This is a genomic window from Planococcus sp. S3-L1 (assembly GCF_030063085.1).
GTDB classification, from domain to species: Bacteria; Bacillota; Bacilli; order Bacillales_A; family Planococcaceae; genus Planococcus; species Planococcus kocurii.
The window spans coordinates 13,179-30,090 of the sequence record NZ_JASISN010000015.1 but is presented as its reverse complement, the minus strand read 5'-3'; the positions used below and the strand labels follow the sequence as shown (position 1 = coordinate 30,090).

The window sequence follows — 16,912 nt, the reverse complement described above, 5'->3', positions numbered from 1 at the left end:
TTTTGATTACTAGAAAAAATTCACTCTTCCTCGTCATATTCGTCAGTTGCTCCTATCAGCTCGGCTAATTCCATTTCCGGAAACTCTTCACGCACGGCGGCTTCTTCCCTATGCAAGATGAGTTCGTTTGTATCGGAATCCACGGGCACTAAGAAAATATTTTCTGTCACCATATGGAGCAGCACTTCGCGGTCAGATTCCTTCAGTTCGACTTCAAAATCTTTCCCGTTCACCGAAATCAATACATCCTCTTCTCCAACTTCCTTAATCAAACCCAGTGTGTAATTGTGGCTAAATATTGCCATGATTATCCGCTCCTTTTTCTATTGATTGTCTTTTCGCTGCTTCTGTTCGGTGATCCGAGATTCAATTAACTCATCCACCTGTTTCAAGAAAGGAGGGGCGTTCATATCCGTCGTCATGATGTGGTCGATGTTCTGTAACTGGAGAAGTCCCTGGACCAATTCAATGAGTTTTTGCGTATTGCGATCGGTGTTGTTGGTTCCCAATCGCACTTTTTCGAGTTCTTTTGCGATGCCCGTTCCAATCATTTCTTCGACAGCGGCCGTTATGTTCTGTGAAAGTACTTGTGACAATAAATTCGCATTGACCTTTTCAGAGACCAGTTGCTTGTGTTCGTTGACAACCAATTCTAAAGCCCGAGAACTGCTCTCGCGTGGCAGCTCATTCTTTATGGCGAAGTCTTTGAGGTATTGATGCACCTCCTCATCAATGCGGTATCGATGCTGATTCTTAATGTGCGGATAAGGTTCATCCATGAGGTCACCTTCTTTCTATCTTTCGTATTCCTGTTCTTTCTGCAGTTCTTCATAAGCGCGTTGATTTTTAGCATTTTCAAAATCATCTTTGGCGTAGCGGTTAACGAGATAGATCGCCTTGTTGAGATCGCGCTGAACAAAAAACGGGCTTAGCTTTTTGTTGTTTTTTCTGGTGCGTTCATTTTGTTTCACTTCATATGCACTCGCTTCTTTAAGGATGGTGTTGCCCATCCGCGTATACAAGTCGGTCATTTTGGTCTGACGATAGTTCTTCGACTTCTCGGAGTTTCCGTACATACGTTTATGGATCTCGACTTCCTTCTCCAGTTGCTTCTGGAAGTCGTTGAATTCTGTTTTGAAGTTCTTTTCAATGTAGAGCGTCGTCAGTTTATCAATCTCCGGCCGGACTTCTTGAAGGGCGTTCATATTATAGCGCCACATCCGTTTGTCTTCCGGTAGCAACTGATGAACTTTCTTAAATTGCCGGACCAACTCGCGGTTCATGACCTGATTCTTGAAACTGAGCAACGGATCGTCTCGCTTAGAATGGATGACCCGCTCTCGGATAAACACATTGAGCTTTTCGTTGTGCTTGGAGCGGTCCATTATGTTGTTGGCCACTTTCGATTTCATGGAATCAATAGAACCTTGTTTCCGTTTGCCCCGCTCTTTAAAATTCCTTGTCTGCACAATGGCAACATGGACATGAATGTTATCCGTGTTGTAATGGATAGCACCTGTCCAGATGGTTGAATCAATCATGCTTTCCTTCTTCAGCATGTCCTGTACGGCAGAGCGGGTGGCATCTTGAATCTGCTTCGTGTCGATGTTTTTCTCCTCCAACACACCGCTTTCTTTCAGCCACTCGTTGTCAAAAGAAATCACGTCCTGCCACAAAATGCTGCCACTCTCCTGTGCTTTTTTGAATTCTTCCTTGAAGAAAACCTTGTCCTCATCGTTGAGGCTATCTTTGTTCATCGTAAAGAGCCCGGTGGACTTCTCTTCGTTGCTCATGTAGTCCTGGTACTTCTCAAAATCATTGGTCTTGTCGTGTGTTTCCGCCCGGTCCATATAATTCAAGTAGTTATTAAATGAAGTCCCTCCACCACTGCCGACAATAAATTTTGATTTGATGACAACAGCCGGTCTAGTCGTCATCGACCATCAACTCCTTCAGGATATCGATCAAGCCATTGAGGCTATCCGATGTTTTCTCCAGGAACAGCGTATTGACTTGAAGCTGTTTCTCGAAGCTGTCTTCCACGTTCGAAATCATCTCCAGCATCGTCGCCTTTTCAATCAATTCTTTTAGGTAGACTTGCCGCGAAATTTTCTTTTTCTTGGCCCATTCATCGATTTTTTTGACTGCGTGGGGATCAATATCCCGTATTAATAGATCCATGTCAAAACCTCCTTGGTTTGTAAGTATCAAAATTCTGATGAATGCCGTTCCTGGGATATGGGTAGCGAAGAGCATAAGGGAAAACTGCTATCACTTTCTGTGCTAGACCAGGCGGAGCCTGGGGTTTGGGTGATATCATGAAAAACACCTAAAGGCCTCCATATGGAAGCCTTTAAAAAAGCCATTTGCCTCCATATGGAAGCCCCTTCTAAATGTTCAAATCGTATTGTTTTTGTTTCAAGCGTTCGACTTTCGCGCGAATATTTTTGGTGTCGTTACTGATCTTTTGCTTGTCCCGTTTGTAGTCTTCAATGCGCTTCTCCAGTTGGAAAACGTCATTGTTTGTTTCGACTTGTTCATCAACGGTTTGATACAAAAGGTCTGCTTGCAACTGCTCGATTTCCTGTTGGATTTCGGCAATCACCTCGTCTGTCATACGGCTATTGTCTTCTAATGATTTGATGTCTCGCTCCGCTTCTGCAATCAGTTCACTGGTGATTTCTTGTGCGTATTCCGTCAAATTCCGGTCAGAGATTGCCTCTTCTTTGACGATTCGCTGGTCCGTGTAGATGGTGGAAATCACCTTATTTTGCTCTTCTTCTTCCTTAACTTCCGTAAATATTTCGTTGTAACTTTTATCGCTCTTGTTGAACCGAAGCGCAAGTTGATTGAAGTCTTTTGGAACTTCATTGATGTGGATGATGTAAATATCGCTTTCGTCATAGACAATTTCTGTCGGAAGTTCTGCAGAGAGATTCTTCCGACTGACGGCAGTGAAATCGAGCTTGTTGAGGTAATCTTCTATACCGCTCGTGACCAGTGTGACTTCCATCAGCCTCTGTTCTTTGTCGTAGGTCCACTCTTTTACGATGAATGTTCCATTCGCCCGCAAATCAAATTCTTCGTTCAGTTCGGTTTGATTGATGGGAACATCTTCAGCCATGAACAGCTTCGACGTTCCGAAAAAACCGAACCCTAAAATGAACAGTAAGGCCAACGGGATGTAAAGAGTCGACATGTTCAGTCTTAGGTTTTTCTTTTTCTTTTTCGCCATTTAGATCCCCCCGTATTCATTTTCAAGTGGCTCAATTTCCGCCACCTTTAATTGGTTGCCCTCTACGGTGAACAAAAGCTTCACATACATTTCCTTTTGTTCGTTGTATCCAGAAGAAAGAATTTCTTCTTCGTATGTGTAAAAAACAATCGCTTCCTTTTCATCTTGGTTATTCGGAAAAACAGTGGCTTCTTTGATGGTCACCGTTATTTTTTGCTGCTCTTCATCTATACCGTCGGAAGAATACAAGGTTTCAAAAAGACTTGTCGTCATGTAATTTAGCGCCAACTTCTTTCGAGTAGCATACGTTTCCGGACGGGTTTCAAATGCGTATTCGATAAATCGTTGAGCGGTGTTGATGCGTTTATCCGGTTCGATCTCAGACTCTGAAGCTACTGCTTCTACTTCTTCATCTTGTATTGGAGCGGTGACCTCGTTTGCCTTGAGTTCTTCCTGCAGGGATGCACGTTCGTTCTCTTTTTCGACTAACCCCCTTTCGTATTTCGCTAGCTGACTTTGCGCTTTATTGCTTTTTTCGTCATTGACAGAAAAGCTATAGACATTGGCAACCAATGAAATGACTAGAAGAAAAGAAAGAAGAATCACCAATGACTTTTGAGTGAGCTGCATGCGTTAGGCCTCCTTAAATAAGAACGGCGCGGGATCCATGTACCCGCCCCACATTTGTGTTTTGATTTCAAAATGCAAATGCGATCCGAAGGAACGACCGGTATCGCCGCACATGCCGACTTGATTGCCGCCCTCTACTTTTTGGTTTACTTGAACACTAATGCGGCTTAAATGTGCGTAGGTAGAGAACGAATTGGCAGCATGCTGAATGGTGACCACGTTCCCGTAACCGCCATACGTTCCAGCGTATACAATGGTTCCTGCTTTAACGGAATGGATGGAATCGGCTTCGGTGCAGCCTAAATCAATACCGTCGTGATGTTCGGGTCCGGCTCCGATATTTCTCCACCCATAAGGAGAAGTGACGCGCATGTCATTGCTGACGGGCGATGCCAAATCTTCGGCAATCATGTCTGAATTCCCCAGGCTGGCAGACGGCAAATACTTCAGTACAGCATCCACATAGCCGATGTCTCCATAACACGCATTGTGCTTAATGGCTTCCGGACGATGACACTTATAGATGCCGGTATGTGCTAGTTTTTGGTACTGTAATTGCGAAAAAGAAATGGCGAGCTCTTTGGTGTAGGAGCCGCCATTTTTCAATACATAATCAATAAAGCCGCTCCCGAAATTGTAGCTTTGCAGGGTTAGTTGGATGTCTTTCTGGGCACTCTCAAAGACCGAAACAAAGTGCTTCACGCCATAAGTAATGCTTTCATCTGGATCGGTGATGCAGCCAATCGAACCGCACTTTGATTCACTGGCTTGCATGGGGTCGTTGCCTTTCCCCCCAGATTCCTGCATCATCAACGCCAGCAACAATTCGGTCTGGTCTTCCATATTGTATTTAGCCAACTCATTCGAAATAGGCTCTCGGTATTGAGCGACCTCTGGAGAAACCAATGCGGGTCCAACGCCTACCCCCACTCCCGAAGAGCTATCGTCGGAACTAGAGAACATGGAAAAGAGGCCGGCTGTGAAGAGTAGGAGCATACCGATGGCCAGAGCGGATCCTGCAATGATCAGTTTGGCTTGCATGCCGATTGGGTTGTATTTTAGCAAGGCTAGCTTTAATACGGTCTTGGCGAATTGTGCTTTTGAACGAAACTGTCCCATCTTAGGCACCCCCACCAAACATCGCCAGTTCTCTTTTCGATACATCTACAGAAAAGACAATGTTTTTATCGCCAGAGATAGAAAGAACGACCTTCCCGGTTTCAAGGTGCGGAATGACCCGCGTCTCTGATTCGGTTAATTGTCCTTTGAATACGTTCTGGATGGCCGATAAGGATTGGGCGTCTTGTTGGCCGATGAATTTGTATTGCGTCAAGTCGAATAAGGCTTTGACGTTTTCTGCGTATTCATTATTGGAACCATCCGGTACGAAATCGGAAATGAGATGCGATGCGAAGAAGAGCCCACCGAAATACTTCCGAGCCTCTCGCATAAATTTGTTTAAGTACAGTACTGCGGGCTGGGAAACTTCGCGCGTGTTGATGAGGTGATGCCCTTCATCGATCAGAACCAAAAACTTTGACGCGTCCTCAAACGCGAGCTTCCCTTTGTTGTAGGCATTGAACTGCGGCGCCCCTTCTGCAATCATGCTGTCCCATAGCATGTTCAGAATGCTGAAGATCTGCGCCTGGTAGATTTCCGGTTTTAAGTTGGTTAAATTCCGCAAAGGGAACGACACAATGCCTTCATCATCGAAACTTTCAATAGAAGAGGTGCCATCAAAGATACTGCCATAATTGTCCACCAGATTCGTTAAGGACAACTCGATATTCGACAGCCGAAGCTCCCGCTCCTTTGCTAAATTCTCATGCCGGATCTGCTGTTCAAAGTCTTGGTACAGTTCCTTTCTGACTAGAAAAAGGAGGTCTGAGAATATTGGGTATTCATTCGCTTGGAATTGAGTAATCGGAATGATGTGCTCCGGATCTTTAGACCACAAGTTCCGTTCCACGTACAATTTCCGCAGCAGGATTTCAAACTCCGTACTTTCGGTCGCATTGGCCTGCGGGTTGATAAAATGATAGAATACACTCATTTTCGATAGGTGTTGTGTAAAAGATTGCGTTTCGTTTGTGGAGCCATCTTCCTCGTTTGTCACGGTCTTGAATACCTGGAGCGGATTAATGATGCCGCAGGATCCGTCCAGCGCAATCTCTTTACCGCCCATCTCTTCCACGAGGCTTCTGAATTCGCCAGTCACATCTAGGATACGGACTTTATTGCCTTTACTGGCTTGATCCATTACCGTTTTCTTCAATAACGTGGATTTCCCGGACCCCATTTTTCCAACCATCAAGGCATTATAGGACTTGCGGTTTTTGTCTTTGTGGAAGAGGTCAAAGACGACGCTGCCATTGGTCTCAGTGGTTCCATAATAGGTGCCGTGCGCGTCTGTCAGGCTGGTGTAATGGAATGGATAGCCGCCGGCAATCGACAAAGCTTGAATCTCTTTTCCTTTTCGCTTGTTGACGTACTGCAATTGATTGTCGTAACTGGCAAAGATACCAGACCACAGATAATCCTGCTCATTCAACAAGACCGAGCCTCGGAAGTTCAGACTTTCCAGTTCATCCAATACGTGCCGCACGCGCTGTTCCAGCTCTTCGAACGTCTTGGCCTTCACGTAAGCCCGAAGGTGAATCCGTTTCATGATTTCGCCTTTGGTAATCTGCTTATAAACTCCATCGAGCTCTTCGTAACTGGCTCTGGCATCGATGCGGTCGACGTTGTCTTTTGCCGTTTGGTAGCGGGTATTTTGTTCCGCCATGGATTTGTTGATCGATTCGATGATCTCTTTTTTGTCGGCTGTGGCCACGTCCAGTGTGATGACCGCATGTTCAATCCGCATCAATTCTTCGAGCCAGAAGTCGCCGACCAGTGATTGGTATTTGTAGACGTGAATGCAAGAGACATAGCCATCCCCTGTCTTTACATAGCCACTCTCAAATTTGATGCCACCTTGTGGTTGGATCTTCGACAGCAGATAGGGATTGAATCCCTTTTCCGCTTTTACTTCGTCGTCATTCTTTGGTTTCAGTAAGCTACTTAAAAAGTTCAGCATGTTGGGTCCTCCTATACGTTCGATAGTGGTTTAGAATTTAAATTGGCCAATTGATAAAGGATGCTTAGCTTCTTTTCCAGTTGTAATTCAATGAGCGGATTGCTGCGCGCCATTAGCTTCCGCGCATGGACCTTGTTCTCCAACATGGCTTTTTCATTGTTTCCATAGATGAAAAGGAAAAACTCTCGATCTGTCCGATTGTTTTCTAGAAATTCTAGGTCTCTCAATTTCTTTTCCAAGTGTGGCAGGTAATATGGATTTTGATTTCGTCTGATGTCCCGCATGAGATGCCTTTTTGGGATCTCCAAATTGACCGGTGTATTGAGCGGGATGACTTTAACAGCTGGCAAATACGCTTGGAAAAAGTGAGCAAGTGAATAGATGTCGTTGTCTTTGTCGGTTTCGTTTAGGGAATAGATGTCCTTGCTAGTGATTTGAAGAATCTCCATAAATTCACCGTTTCTCATTTCAAAGAACTCGGAATCGGTGATGTCAACGATTGGCGAAATATCCGCAAATGATGACAAGACTTTCTTTTTTGTGCTGTACGCTTTCCGTTCAGCTGCAATGTCCCGCTCGTCGAGCAAGGCAGTTCGGCTTTGGGCTTTCCTGCGTTTCGTCGTTTCATCAAATAGGGCCATCTTTAGTTCCCCTCCTCGTAGTCAATTGCGCTGTACGTGTCTTTTTTTCGGACCATGGCATACAGAATCGCTTGATTCATTCGTTTCTGCGGATTCGTGGTAGGGCGGATGATCAAGAACAGCCCGAACAGAACCAGGAATCCGGTGAATGGCCAGACCAATGATGCATGCACAAATGGCAAAGCAATCATTCGGAAAACAATCAAGCCAATGATGAGAAACAGATCGAACAGGTACAGTGCTTTGTTGATTTTCAATTCCGTCGTGATTTCGTTCGGAATTTGGTAGATTCTCAATGGTGTCAGCTCCTTTGGGAACGAAAAAAGAGACAGCTGCAAGCAGCTATCTCCCTCTCCGGTAATTCTTGATGCGGTCCAATGTGTTTAAACCTTCTGGGTTCAAGTTGTGCGTACTTGGTCTGCGGATATGGTTCACGTTTGGTTGGTCCGTTTGTTGCGGTTCATGCAGATGATTCCGATTGACCGTCGTTTCATTCACGATCGTTTCACGGGAAGCACTGTCTTGATTAATCGTCCGGCTAGATCCGCTGCTTGATGTGGACGAAGCACCTGGCGCAGCAAGTGTATCGGAAGAGAATCCACCCCCACCAGAAGCGCCGCTCGTATTCGAGGTCACGTTTCTAGTGCCTTGTGTCGTGTTGCCTTGTGTTTCGTTCACCTTGACGTTTTCATCCATCGTGTGATCACCGCCAGATTGGTTGACGGTCGTGGTGCTTTGCTGACGCGAAGAAGGTCCACTGCTGGTTTCATTGCGGTTTGGTCCTGCCGTTGACGCTGGAGCCGTTGCAGAGTTGCTTGGATTCGGACTTGCTGCCATACGCGGACCAGAAGTGGAAATCCCTGCTGAGCTGTCACGAACTGCGAAATTGCCTTCCCTTTGTTCATGGATACTTTCAAGTTCGTCATCTATTTGTCCAGCTGTTTGGTGTTCCATGGGATGGTTCTGGATACTGCCAGCAGCCCTTGCCGGTGATGACTTGCCACTTGTACGATTTGTATCGTTTGGCGATGGAGCAGAACCACTTGAACCAACTAATCTTGGACTAGCTCCAGAAGCGTTAGAATCGCTGCTTTCTAAATCATTTGGCGAAGGTATTTGTCCTCCAACTGCTTCCGCACCTTGTGGGGGATCCTGAGGCCCTTTTTCATCGCCTGGTAAAATAACTCTCCCTGAATGTGTGTTTCTAGGAGCAGTCCCATCATTTCCAACAGGTTTATTTGATTCCATACTTCCTGTTGTATTTTCTTTCGAAAGTTCACTGTCATCATTCGGAGAAGGTACCTGTCCTTTTTTCTCACTGTCTTTCTTTTCATCTGATTCCATATGGGGCCCTTTTTGACCAGCTGGCCCACTAGCATGTGCTAAACCAGCAGAAATTCCACTACCAGCCAATTCGATCTGAGTCCCCCCTTTTTTTTCACTGTCATTCGGCGATGTAGCATTTTCAGTAGCTGCTCCATTCTTATTCTGACGACCGGCCAGTTTCTCGCCCTGTCCATTCTCTTCTTCAGAACTGCCAGAACCACGGGATCGGCTCAGGGTATTCATTGCCGCTCCGCCTGCACCGGAAATCAACTTGCCACCAGCATAAGCCCCTGCCAAGACACCCCAGCCGTTTTTAAGACCGGCATCGATGCCGAATAAGCGCTCCACAATGTTCGGTCCATCTATAACGGCGACCGAGAAAGCGATTAAGGCAATTAAAGAGGCCAAGCCATCCAATTCAGCAGCTACGTACGCAGTGCCAATCATATAGATCTTCATGGAGAGAAAAATCAAGATAATCACGAGAAACGTATTCAAAATGGATTGCATGATTTTTTTCGTTTTTTGTCCATCGTGTATATCGGCCGGAGCCACAAGTAAGGCCAGGATGTAGTTAAACGTTAATTCAAAAGACAGCCTGGCCAGTTTGTATGCGATTGAGAAAAGCGTAAATGCCATAACAGCTAGGGTCGTCAATAATGTGAGCCAGTTGATGTTGTAGCGGTAATAGAATTCGTTTGTCCAAGGCATCAATGTACTGTCTTCCAGCTTCACTAACTCTTTTTCACTTACAGACCATGTTAGTTTATGCGATACGATGTCTTGTCCTTGTGGTGTTAGTTCTAATTCAGTTCGTTCTTCATCCAGTTTTTCCGTAACGGATAGGTGTCTGATCATTGAGAGAGGCAACGTGTTTGAAGGATCCAGTTCGGTTGTTTCCCATCCTTGTTTATCGAACTCCAATAAATCTGTGAGCTGCCTTGAAATGATGTTATCAGATAAAGAGCCTTCGCCTTCATCATATAATTCATTCGTATTGATGGCGTTGATGGCATCATCCGTAAATTCGTTGGCCTTGTCCATCCCTTGAGACAGCGCCACCACAATAGCCAGCGCAATAAACAAATTCATGGCTATGCCTTCGCGATCAAATTTCTTCTGGAATATTAGCAAGTAACCGGTATAAAGCAGGCTGAACGCTAAAAGAATGTACAAAAAAGGACGTATCGTGTCAACGAACGCCGCAATTTCTGGATTCTGAAAGAATTGTTTGACGAGCAATACTTCGTCTGTCACGTTTTCGAGTCCATCTACTATAAAGGCAAGTCCTTTAACAAACACCCACCCCAACCAGCGAACCATGTCGCTAATTGCGGTGCCGATGCTCAAAAACTCACTGAATTCTTCAATCTTTTCTACAATTTCTGCGTCTTTCATGTAATTTCACTCCTCATTAAACCGCAGGAAATCATTTTTGAAGATCTAAAAAGTGCTTGATTTCTTCTGTTAACTTTCCATTCTCATAACTGCCCATATCCAAATTCCCTTTCACTTTATTGTCTTCGATATAATAAAGTTCATTGAAACGATCAAAGCCATCAAAAGGCAATACAGGACGATTGTCTTCTGCTCCTTTTTCCGATTGGTAGGCATTGTACATGCCAATTTCAATTTCTTCACTTTCTGCTACACTCTTCACATATTCTTGGAAGTCTTGATTGTTTTTGTTGACGACCAAAAGAAATCCATCTTTATCTTCTTCCATATATTCTTTTACATCTTCAACGTAAATCTGCTTGAAGTATTCTTTTTCACCACAGCCGGCCAATATGAGAACGATAGCCAGTAAAACAACAACTTTTTTCATTAAAATCACTCCTATATAGTAGTTATGAGAATGCGTCACTGCCTATACTTGATTTACGAGTAAGTCCTCGATCGTCATGTCCAATTGATCATCGAACTTTTCAACCAATGTCACATGCTTCTTCTTTCCGCTTTCGAGATCCTCTTCTTTATAGACTGTCAACATTCCATCTATCAGTTTAACAGTTAACACGTCCCCTGCATCGAGCCGATTTTCACGGGTTAACAAATAGCGGTCCAGTTGCTCCAGTTTCACATTCATTTGGTTACACGCTCCTGTTCTTCTTTTAGTTTCGTTAAGACGCCGTTTATCTTCGTTAAAATGACAGAACAGAACTTGTCTTCGAGTTGGTGAGTATTGGCCAAGACGAATTCCCGAAAGTCGATGATGCCCATGTCCAGGTAGTGTTCCGGATGTTCAGCGTCTACATTTCGAAGGAAGGTGCTATTGAAGAGTTGCTCTACTTTGTAATGCTCATTCACGTACTCATTAAATTCTGCTTCTTTTTGCATGGCTTCTTTTCGTTTCTGGTGCCTTAAAGAGCTGCTGTTCTGTTTGGCCGAAGCTACCTCCGCTTCAACTGTTTTTTGTTTTTCTCGCACCCGTTTTTGTTCCTCCTGCCTTTTCAGTAAATCCTTTTTGCCAGTTTTGATCGTCTGCAGGTTATCAGCAAAGTTATTGGTGTAGAAGGAAGCGCGCAGCTGATTCAGATCGGTCATGGAATGTTCGCACGGGATGTCGATGTCATTAATGGAGTTATCGGTGTTGTAGAACTCCGACAGGTATTCCCAGCGGTATTTCAATGCGGTTTTGCCCGTCAAGAAAATCGGGTAAGACTTGATCCGTTTCCGCTCCTTATCTTGCCGTTTGATAATGCGGATCACAATCATCTCTCCTTCTTTCAGTCCCATCACTTCCGTAGCCGTCATTAGTCTTCTAGAATCCACGCTTTCTGTTTTAGATTTACTCATGGACAGGGTCTGGCCGGAGCGGGACTTGGTGAGGATGGTTTCTTCCCCCAGCTTCTTGGAAATCAATTCAGCTGTGGATTCATCCGCGGTCAACAAATAGAGCGTGTTCCCACAGTTTCCGTCAATGGTCTTCCAATCGTCGCCATACAGGTTCTCCAACTGGGCATACGCTTGGATAACCAAGTTGAAGCGGATGTTCCGACCGAGACAGACGGTCACAATATTGGCCATGCCTTCAATCGCCGGCATGTTCCCAAATTCATCGAGGATGAAAATAACTTCCCGGTGGCATTTGCCGCCTTCCGAGTTGGAGGCGATGCGGGCCAAGTTGGTATAGACTTGTTTCACATAGAGCGAAGCAATGACATTCAACGTGGCATCGTAATCGGGCACAATCATGAACACTGCCGTTGGCTTGTCGAAGTCCATGATGGCCATCATTTCAACGTTCGCATTGTTCACTTCATATTCTAGGAGTCCTTCGTGAATTTTCACTTCATCTTTCCGTTCTCGCGTAATCAATCCGGTGATGTTCACCACGGTTACCTTTTTTTCAGCCGTGATCGTAAAGGAATCACCAACCTGTAACGGGTTCTTATGGAATAACGTAAACATGCCATCCGCATCCGTTCGAATCGTCGCTCTTTTATTGCCAGAAAAGGTCACATGGATTCGTGTATCGGGAGCGGCCTTTCCTTTGATCCAGCGCGAAAATCCGATCTTGGACATGTCGTATGAATTTCGGGAGGTCAGTTTAGCCGTACCATCGAGCGTAAAAACACCAAGTTTGGCATTCGCGTTGGCCAAAATACTGGCTCTGGTTTGTCCGCTGGAGAAGTTGATGGTGGCGTACTGCATTTTAGCCGGATGATTTTCTGGAAACTTGGAAAAGAAATCATCCAGGGCACTGACTTCCTCCCCGTCTTCATTTTTCATCATCCGCGTGCCCAAATCCGAGAGCATCAATGCTACATTGTACATGTTGATCTTTTCTTGCTCCTTTTTGCATTGCTCGCATAACGCCAGAATCAGCGCGGTGCATAAATCCGTTGCCGAGTTCGCCCAGAAGGGATCCTTCGCTTTCGGATCGTGATAGAGCATAAAGGCCACAGAGCGGGCATATTGTTGCGATAACGAAAAATTACCCTCCATGAACGCATCGATCGTGAGCTGCAGCAAATTGTAAGACATGCTTTGAATCGGATTCATCAAATTCAATACTTCCGCGTGATAGCCAAGCCCTTCGAGGGTGTCTTTAGATGCAGCATACAGCTCCCCTTTCGGATCATTCAAAATCATGCTGGCTTGTTGTTCTGCGCGGCTGTAAATGTCGATGGCCGAAAAGACGAATGTTTCGCCTTTCCCGCTTCGCGTTGTCCCAATTACCATGTTGTTTACCGGACTGTCGTCGATAAAGAGTCTTTTTTTATAGCGACCTACGGGCACCCCGCCACTCCCGTTGAACCGCTCCTCTTTTTCGGGAACATCTCGGTATTGGTCTTGGATTTCCTTAAACGTGGTAAAACGGGCACTGCCCTTTTGTTCTTTCTTAATTTGACCATAGTTTGTGATGTATTTGAAGACCAGGACTGCAGCCGCTGTGAATGAAACCAGGAAAAGCACGCCATAGACAACCGACGTTGTACCCAGGAACGGAAAGCTGTAAATCATGGATGTTGCCAGATTGACCGGTTCGGGTTCAAGTAAATTACCGGTGCCAAGTGTTTTTTGGAATACTTCGGTCACCACATTCACCAGAAAGTTCAGTGTAAGAAAAAAGAATGTGAATGAACCGGCTAGGATCGACAATGGAATCCCCATCTTTTTCAGATAAAAGGTAAAACGGTTATTGAACATGCGCTAATTGCCTCCCCTCTTCAGTTATAGTGCAGCCAGTTCCTCTTTTTTCTTTTTCAATTCCGCACTGAGGGCTTTAATCGCCTTGTTATCCTTTTTAGAAGCTTTTTTTGCATCTGCTAAATTGGTCTCAAGGGTTTTGATTTCGGCAATCAGCACCTCGTGTAAATCGATTTTCTGCTTTAACTCGTCGCTGTTGTTGTTATTCAGTTCTCCTTTTGCCTCTTCGATTTTCCCGAGCTTCAGGAGACCGTAGGTTTTCATTTCAGAACGTTCAACCGTCATGTTAATCGAAGGAAGGTTCATCATTAGTTTGTAATCCCCTTCAAAGTAAGCCAAATCGAATCGCGCTTCGTTTGTGGGGTACAGTTGGTTAAATTCGTTGATTTTCTGGATCTTTTCCGCTTTGTCCAATTGCAGATTCTTCAGGATGAGTGTTTCTACATACACGGTATCTTCTATGATTTGGACAGCTTTTTCAAATTCGCTCTTCTTTAAATAAAGAGTAGCTAGGATTCGTTTTTGACTTTCGGTTAATTCCTCTTTTGCCTCGAGGGATGTTAGGAATATCGCCTCTTCTCCTAAAAGACCGTACTCATAGGTTTCAATGGTTTCCTCCTGCTGACTGACAATGCTACGCCCTTCCTCTAGAGCCTCCTCATATTGGGCTTTCTGCAGGAAGTACAAAACTCCGAAGAACAGCAATCCCACTCCTAAGACAGCGGTGAGTGAATACACCGTGACCCGCTGCCACTTCTTTAATCGAGAAATGCGATCTTTATCGACGTTGATCAGTGCGCGATCTATTTTCTCTTCTTTCTTGAATTCTTCTGGCGTTAGCTTTTCAAGCTGTTCCAGCAAAAAAAGCTTGTCCGCCTGTTTTTCTTTGTCGACACGAATTTTTGTCGTTTTGTCTTTGATTTGATGGTAAATATTCGGGTAATTATAGGAGCCGAAGTTGAACACGCCCTTATAAAGATCGAGACCGTCTTTCCCAATCACAAAAAACTCAGCAGCGGCTTCTCGCTGTTCGTTGCGGTACGTCAATTCCAATTCGTGCGTCAGTGCAACCGCTTGGCCCAAGTCCATCTTTTCATGATTCGCGATGGCGTCGGCTGGTGCGCCTATAAATAATATCTTTAACATGGAACAGTTCTCCTTTAGCCAGTTAATAGAAAAAAGCCACTCATTCCGGAGCGGCTCTTCCTCTGTATTTATTAAAATTTAATGTTACTGTCAATGCCTTCTGCAAGTCCGTAGGCTCCCATCACAATGACCAATCCGACGGCTGCACCGATAAACCAACCGATGGCTTTCCCACGTCCGCGATCTCCGCCTAGCATCAACGTGAACCCGCCGATACAAAAAGCGATAGCTGCAGCAATCAACCCCAATCGTTGGGCCCATTCCAATATACTTAAACCCGTTTCGATTAATCCATCCATTTGAACCCCTCCTTTGCCGTTTATCTCTTAGTTTTGTGAACCTGTGCCAGGACTTGCGGCTTTCCGTTCTTTCTTCAAGAGGTTCATTAACAACGGAATGTTTTCAGCAATCACTTCTTGATGTTTCTCCTCTAACCAATCGTCGTAATTTTTGCCGTTATAAGCAAGAAGGTGCTCGGCATTGGTCTTCAGTTCTTTTTGCTCTTTTGTTGCTGCCATTTCTAAAACCGCCTTTCGATTTGGTAGGTAGTAGCACACCCTTAAGAACAGTAATGTTCGGCGAATTTATAGCAGGTTCATTCGCTAACTCTCTGCAGCCTATAGCTGCAGCGCACAAGGTTTTTAGGTGACCAAGAACTATAATCTGGCAACGGAACAACAGCCAATTTTAGGCGACTTTGGCCAAACCATTTCGTCGTATATCCATACCGCAAGTTGCCATCTGCGACAGACACGAACTATGAAGTTGTTTGGGTGTTGCTTACTGTTCTTAAGGGTGTGCTACTGACTTACTTAATTTTTTTGATGCCTGCTATTTTTATCAAGTCATCGTGCTGATTCTTTCGTTTGGCCAGCAGCCGTTTTTCGGAAATCACTGAGCGCGTGCGATAATAGAGATCCGTGATATGACGAACGTCTCCGGATTCTTTCTCCACACCGACTACCCCCTTCAATTCATACGTTTTTCCCTCGAATGTTTTTAAACTGGACGCTGACGCTAAATCGTATAGATAAAACCTCTCTGCCATCTGGTGATCCCTCGCTTCCGTGTTCTTATCCTTGAAGAGGATAGATTCCCAAGGGAAATTCCTTATGGGAATTCCCAGTGATTCCACTACCAGCCGTACATTTTGAGCGGACGGGTTTTCATTCTTCCGCTGCTCCCACATGCTGATGGTGCTTTGAGGAATCTGATTGCCGGTCCTATCAGATAACTCAGACTGAGAAATACCGAGTGCCACCCGCTGTTCCTTGATCCAGTCGCCAAACCATACCGACATCTACTCCCCCTCCCTTCTGGTGTATGATGCGGATCATCGTTGATTAGTCAGAGTCTATCAGTATACCGATATTATTTCAACAGTATACTGTTAATAATATCGGTATACTGATACAAAAGTAGGGGGAAATCATACTAGTAGGATTTTTAGAAGAAAGCTGTTTATCGAATTCAGCAAAAGAAACGATTGGATAAGAGAGTTAAAAGTAACAATTTTTTAAAAATAGGAAGTTCTCGAGTGTAGGAAGTAGGAGAATACACCCCCCTCGCAATGACCATCTGATCATTTTTAACTTTTGATCTTTTTTCTTGAAAAAGGTCTATTACCATTGTTAGCACTTCTTGTTTGATGGTAAAATATCTTGGATTAAAGATTTCTTAATGACATGCGAATCCTATGGCGTCTGAAAATTCAAGATAATGATTAGAATGTGAATGAGATGAGGTATTGTATGCAAATTGATGAGGCCGTAACGACTCGTATCCAGCAGCTACTGACTGAAAGAGGATGGACAACCAATGAATTGATTAAACGCTCTGGCGTGAAACAATCAACCATATCTGAAATCATGGCTGGTAGATCTAAGTTTCCACGAATTAGTACCATTAAAAAGATAGCTCATGGTTTTGGAATGACATTATCGGAGTTTTTTAATCATAAAATGTTTGAAGATTAAACACGTTGCTGACTAAGTAAAAATTTACAGATATATATTTGTTAAATAATAGAGCAAACTAAAAGGGCTGAGAAATGATTCTCAGCCCTTTTAGTTTGTTATAAATTTGTTTGAAGTTCATTCTAATTTTTTCATTTTTAATCCAAGATAATAGTTCACTTAATAGTTCAAAGTTATATGTTTTACTATTCAGCAGATATATACGAGCATATCAGCATGCTAG

At 44.3% G+C, this 16,912-nt stretch carries 19 protein-coding genes; 1 reads left to right on the top strand and 18 read right to left on the bottom strand.

Annotated elements, in window-relative coordinates; genetic code table 11:
- Nucleotides 1-20: 20 nt before the first annotated feature.
- The 18 genes from QMF37_RS13300 to QMF37_RS13215 all read right to left on the bottom strand — a co-directional run bounded on the left by QMF37_RS13300 (nucleotide 21) and on the right by QMF37_RS13215 (nucleotide 16,013).
- On the bottom strand, nucleotides 21-305 hold the full coding sequence (locus QMF37_RS13300) for a hypothetical protein (protein ID WP_283478515.1): 285 nt from the start codon (nucleotides 303-305) through the stop codon (nucleotides 21-23).
- An 18-nt stretch (nucleotides 306-323) separates the two neighbouring features.
- Nucleotides 324-779, bottom strand: coding sequence for a hypothetical protein (locus tag QMF37_RS13295; RefSeq protein WP_283478514.1), 456 nt, complete (start codon nucleotides 777-779; stop codon nucleotides 324-326).
- A gap of 15 nt (nucleotides 780-794) precedes the next feature.
- Nucleotides 795-1,937: a MobP2 family relaxase gene (gene mobP2 / locus QMF37_RS13290; protein WP_283478513.1), complete on the bottom strand. Its 1,143-nt coding sequence runs from the start codon at nucleotides 1,935-1,937 to the stop codon at nucleotides 795-797.
- Complete coding sequence (locus QMF37_RS13285) at nucleotides 1,927-2,181, bottom strand: hypothetical protein (protein ID WP_283478512.1); 255 nt, start codon at nucleotides 2,179-2,181, stop codon at nucleotides 1,927-1,929. Before QMF37_RS13285 ends, mobP2 begins: the two co-directional genes overlap by 11 nt.
- Before the next feature lie 208 nt (nucleotides 2,182-2,389).
- On the bottom strand, nucleotides 2,390-3,235 hold the full coding sequence (locus QMF37_RS13280; RefSeq protein WP_283478511.1) for an AAA family ATPase: 846 nt from the start codon (nucleotides 3,233-3,235) through the stop codon (nucleotides 2,390-2,392).
- A complete protein-coding gene (locus QMF37_RS13275) occupies nucleotides 3,236-3,865 on the bottom strand; it encodes a hypothetical protein (RefSeq protein ID WP_283478510.1) in 630 nt (209 codons plus the stop codon). It abuts the gene before it with no gap.
- Between the two features lie 3 nt (nucleotides 3,866-3,868).
- Nucleotides 3,869-4,984 carry a lysozyme family protein gene (locus tag QMF37_RS13270; RefSeq protein ID WP_283478509.1) on the bottom strand — a complete coding sequence of 372 codons (1,116 nt, stop codon included), beginning with the start codon at nucleotides 4,982-4,984 and terminating at the stop codon, nucleotides 3,869-3,871.
- A 1-nt stretch (nucleotide 4,985) separates the two neighbouring features.
- Nucleotides 4,986-6,944, bottom strand: a complete 1,959-nt coding sequence (locus QMF37_RS13265) for a VirB4 family type IV secretion system protein (RefSeq protein ID WP_283478508.1) — start codon at nucleotides 6,942-6,944, stop codon at nucleotides 4,986-4,988.
- A gap of 11 nt (nucleotides 6,945-6,955) precedes the next feature.
- Nucleotides 6,956-7,585: a hypothetical protein gene (locus tag QMF37_RS13260; RefSeq protein ID WP_283478507.1), complete on the bottom strand. Its 630-nt coding sequence runs from the start codon at nucleotides 7,583-7,585 to the stop codon at nucleotides 6,956-6,958.
- Nucleotides 7,586-7,587: 2 nt separating this feature from the next.
- Entirely contained in the window at nucleotides 7,588-7,881 is a 294-nt protein-coding gene (locus QMF37_RS13255; protein ID WP_283478506.1) for a DUF5592 family protein, read from the bottom strand.
- Nucleotides 7,882-7,927: 46 nt separating this feature from the next.
- A complete protein-coding gene (locus tag QMF37_RS13250; protein ID WP_283478505.1) occupies nucleotides 7,928-10,309 on the bottom strand; it encodes a pLS20_p028 family conjugation system transmembrane protein in 2,382 nt (793 codons plus the stop codon).
- 31 nt (nucleotides 10,310-10,340) lie between these two features.
- The gene (locus QMF37_RS13245; protein WP_283478504.1) at nucleotides 10,341-10,739 is read right to left on the bottom strand and encodes a hypothetical protein; all 399 of its coding nucleotides are present in this window, start codon (nucleotides 10,737-10,739) and stop codon (nucleotides 10,341-10,343) included.
- Nucleotides 10,740-10,781: 42 nt separating this feature from the next.
- Complete coding sequence (locus tag QMF37_RS13240; RefSeq protein ID WP_283478503.1) at nucleotides 10,782-11,000, bottom strand: hypothetical protein; 219 nt, start codon at nucleotides 10,998-11,000, stop codon at nucleotides 10,782-10,784.
- Nucleotides 10,997-13,567 (bottom strand): VirD4-like conjugal transfer protein, CD1115 family, encoded by a 2,571-nt coding sequence (locus QMF37_RS13235; RefSeq protein WP_283478502.1) that lies wholly within the window; start codon nucleotides 13,565-13,567, stop codon nucleotides 10,997-10,999. The genes QMF37_RS13240 and QMF37_RS13235 overlap by 4 nt, the downstream gene beginning before the upstream one ends.
- Nucleotides 13,568-13,591: 24 nt before the next feature.
- On the bottom strand, nucleotides 13,592-14,713 hold the full coding sequence (locus QMF37_RS13230) for a hypothetical protein (protein WP_283478501.1): 1,122 nt from the start codon (nucleotides 14,711-14,713) through the stop codon (nucleotides 13,592-13,594).
- 71 nt (nucleotides 14,714-14,784) lie between these two features.
- Nucleotides 14,785-15,012, bottom strand: coding sequence for a hypothetical protein (locus QMF37_RS13225; protein ID WP_049694980.1), 228 nt, complete (start codon nucleotides 15,010-15,012; stop codon nucleotides 14,785-14,787).
- A 27-nt stretch (nucleotides 15,013-15,039) separates the two neighbouring features.
- Nucleotides 15,040-15,231 carry a hypothetical protein gene (locus tag QMF37_RS13220; RefSeq protein WP_283478500.1) on the bottom strand — a complete coding sequence of 64 codons (192 nt, stop codon included), beginning with the start codon at nucleotides 15,229-15,231 and terminating at the stop codon, nucleotides 15,040-15,042.
- Between the two features lie 290 nt (nucleotides 15,232-15,521).
- Entirely contained in the window at nucleotides 15,522-16,013 is a 492-nt protein-coding gene (locus tag QMF37_RS13215; protein WP_283478499.1) for a helix-turn-helix domain-containing protein, read from the bottom strand.
- 451 nt (nucleotides 16,014-16,464) lie between these two features.
- Between QMF37_RS13215 and QMF37_RS13210 the strand changes: the two genes are divergently transcribed.
- Nucleotides 16,465-16,689, top strand: a complete 225-nt coding sequence (locus QMF37_RS13210) for a helix-turn-helix domain-containing protein (protein WP_049694982.1) — start codon at nucleotides 16,465-16,467, stop codon at nucleotides 16,687-16,689.
- Nucleotides 16,690-16,912 lie beyond the last annotated feature (223 nt).